The sequence below is a fragment of the Candidatus Binatia bacterium genome, assembly GCA_036382395.1.
In the GTDB taxonomy this organism is placed as follows: Bacteria; Desulfobacterota; Binatia; order HRBIN30; family HRBIN30; genus JAGDMS01.
The window spans coordinates 1-3,044 of sequence record DASVHW010000341.1; the positions used below are offsets into that span (position 1 = coordinate 1).

A 3,044-nucleotide genomic window follows, 5' to 3' on the forward strand; every position below is an offset into this window, starting at 1 on the left:
TTCGACTGGACGGTACCACCGGAATCGTCGTTGCATGCCGACGTCACCGCCGCCAACCCTGTGCAGTTGGTCGTCGTACTGTAGACTTGAAGAATCGTATCGTAGTTGCTGCCCATGGTGTCGGCCGTTAGTGAACCGGCAGCTACGGTTGTATACGTAAACCACACTGCTTTACGATTGCTGTTGTTCGAGCACGTCGGATTCGGATCGCTCACCGCCGGGTTCGCAGCGCTGGTATTTTCCGTGAGGCTGAACGGCAGACTCAAAACCGCCACCGCATCCACACAGCCGCCGCTGCCCCCTGGCGTGGCCGGCGCCGCGGTATTCGCGGGCGTGGCCGTGTACACCGCCGTCGCCGTGCGCGTCGCCGTCGGCGTACGTGTGGCCGGTATGGTCGCCGGCGTGAACGTCGCCGTGTTGGCGGGCGTGTTCGTCACCGTCCGCGTCGGGATCGCTGTGTTCGCCGGCGTTGCTGTGAACGCCCCTCCCTGCGTCCATGTCGGCAACGCCGTGTGCGTCGGCGACTGGGCCTGCACCGGTGCGAGGCTCAGCAGCAATACGGCAGCGGGGACCGTCCACAGCCATGGCCATCTTATGCCCTTGGCTGCGGTGCTTCTCCGCCTTTTTCTAGCGCTCCACATCTGAGCACTCCTTTCAAATATTGTGGCGGCGCGTTGCCTGGTTTCTGTTCGCTGTCCTTCAATCGACAACGGCCGCGTCATGATTTCAATCGGAGATGAACCGGCAGAACTACGGCACTCATGATCTGTAGAGAGTTCTGGCTGCGGTTCACACATGGTTCGCTCCCGATTCCTTCGCGCACGACACGCCAAGCGGGCATGTCACGCGCACCTCAAGCCTGGTTGCGCCCTTTCCTCAGTTGCCCTTGTTGTGGCAGTCGAGGCAGATCTTGCTCGGCGCGCCCGTCGACTCTTGGTAGTAATCGCGCAAGAAGTGGAAATCGAGGGTGTGCTTGTTGTGCGGATCGTGGCAGCTGGCGCACTCAATGCCGGTGGACCCGGCAGTCGCTCCCTGCACGAAGTCGCCGCCAACGTCGGTGAAGAGCTTCACGTTCACCGGGTTGCCGATGTAATCGGTTAAATTGACTCCGCTACCTGTGGTGATACCGTTGTAGGTGCTCGGTGTATTGTTGTACGGGAAGGGAATGGCGACTGGGTGGTTACCAGTCAGGTCACCGGAGTTCTGGCCAATCCTCGCGCTGCTCTGCATGAAGCCGTTGGCATTGATGTGACTGCCGGTCCACACGTCGGTGTAAGTCCCGCGGTACAGGTCACCGACGGACACCGTGCCGTCGTGACAGCCAAGGCACAGTTTCGACACGCCGATGGTGGCGTTGAGGTCGGGGGGGAGCTGGGTGCCACCAACCGTGGTGCCGACATCACCCCAGCTGAAGGTCTGCGATGACAACTTGTGATTCCACAAAAGCCGCGTCTTGACGGTCGGATCGCCTCCCGCGGCGCCGAACCGGTGCTGGATGTGACAGAATACGCAGATGCTGGCTTTGCCCGCACTCGATCCGGCGTAGTAGCCAGCGGTCCCCGGTTTGGTGAAGTCGTGCGCGGTGCCGATGATACCTTGGCCGGGTCCACTACCGGCCCACGCTGGCAGCGCCAGTAACGCGGACCCGACGCATGCGGCAAAAAGCGACCGTCTGTTCAAAGAGTGCCTCATGACAGAGTTCCTCATGGTGTTTGAATCTCCCTTCCCAATGGTTTGAACTGCAAGCTACTGGTCTGTTCGTTTTGCGTTTTGCCCCCTGCACCCCCGTCTGCCGATGGAATGTCCGGCAGACTGTCCGCCGCCGTCGTGTTCACGAGATCGTACACGTTCACCCGGAAGTTGAAGGTATCGGCCACGTAGATGCGGTTGTTGTGATCGATCGCAACCCCCGTCGGGTTCTCCATCATCCCCGGGAGACGGTGGCGCCCTCCGAAGAACAACAGAACATCCCCGCGCTTGTTGAAGATCTGCACGACACTCCAGGCTGAATCGACGACGTAGAGATTACCGAACGAGTCCAAAGCGACGCCCTTAGGTTTGTTCATCTCGCCCCAGCTGTCGCCCATGTCGCCGTACTTGCGGACGAAGTTTCCCTCCGGGTCGAAAACGCTGATGCGGCAGTTCATGGTGTCGGAGACGTAGACGTTACCGTCGGGATCCAGGGACACGTAGGTGGGAAACAGGAGGTACCCCTCGTTCGTGCCGCGGCCCTTGCCGACGTTGCGAATGAACTTGCCGTCGAGGTCGTATACCTTGACGAAGTGTTGCTCGGATTCGTTGGTGGACGTGTCGGCGACGTAGAGCAGGCTCCGGTTGCGGTCGATGGCGATACCGCTCGGGCGCGTCACGTCACTCAGTTTGATCACGCGCTGGGGTGTATAGGCGGTATCGAACACCAGGATGCGCTTCCCTTCCTGATCCGAAACGTACAGGTTCTGCGCCGCATCGAGCGCGAGACCGAGGGGCCGTCCCAGCGGCGTCTCCTGGCCTAGGATGGTCACTTTCTTGGTGTCGAAGTCGAAGACGTAAACGACAAGCTGCTCGTAGTCGGACACGAACAGCCGCTTGCCGTCGTCGGACACCGCCAAGCCCAGCGGTTCGCGCATGTGCTGCACATCGTGCTTGCGTCCAATGACGAAATCAGCAGCCGATTGGGCCATGCTCTGGCCCTTGAGATCCAACTCACTGGAGAGCGTGCGGACGAACTTGATACGAGGGGGCTCGGGTGGCTCGGGCCAGACCAGCTCGAAGGGCTTGTTCCTCGCGCGTGCGGCGCATCCTGACCCGAAGGCCAGGGCAAACACAGCCAAGCTCAACAGGAGTACCGCCTGAGCTTTGATCCCGATGGGCGTGGGTCCGCAACCTGGCGCTAGCTGGTCAACGATCGTGGTGCTTCGGAATGGGCAAGTCTTGTCCATGGTCGGGCTGGCGTCGCGCAAGAGATGTGCCGCTTGTCATGATCAAACCATCGGGGTTTCTAATTGCCTGATGGTCTGAGTTGACTGAGGGCCCGCCCAAAGAGA

The 3,044-nt window shown here is 60.6% G+C and carries 4 protein-coding genes; 1 reads left to right on the top strand and 3 read right to left on the bottom strand.

Annotated elements, in window-relative coordinates; all coding sequences use genetic code 11:
* A partial coding sequence (locus VF515_16330; protein HEX7409198.1) for a hypothetical protein occupies positions 1 to 284 on the bottom strand: 284 nt, incomplete at its 3' end.
* 49 nt (positions 285 to 333) lie between these two features.
* Here VF515_16330 and VF515_16335 point away from each other — a divergent pair.
* Entirely contained in the window at positions 334 to 645 is a 312-nt protein-coding gene (locus VF515_16335; protein HEX7409199.1) for a hypothetical protein, read from the top strand.
* A 231-nt stretch (positions 646 to 876) separates the two neighbouring features.
* Here the strand turns inward: VF515_16335 and VF515_16340 are convergent, their stop codons facing one another.
* Both VF515_16340 and VF515_16345 read right to left on the bottom strand, forming a co-directional pair.
* Complete coding sequence (locus VF515_16340; GenBank protein ID HEX7409200.1) at positions 877 to 1,692, bottom strand: hypothetical protein; 816 nt, start codon at positions 1,690 to 1,692, stop codon at positions 877 to 879.
* 11 nt (positions 1,693 to 1,703) lie between these two features.
* Entirely contained in the window at positions 1,704 to 2,837 is a 1,134-nt protein-coding gene (locus VF515_16345) for a hypothetical protein (GenBank protein HEX7409201.1), read from the bottom strand.
* Positions 2,838 to 3,044: the final 207 nt, after the last annotated feature.

What these genes read in the sequence shown, in the direction of transcription:
- VF515_16340 (HEX7409200.1), bottom strand. Translation starts at nt 1,692, where the DNA reads ATGAGGCACTCTTTGAACAGACGGTCGCTTTTTGCCGCATGCGTCGGG.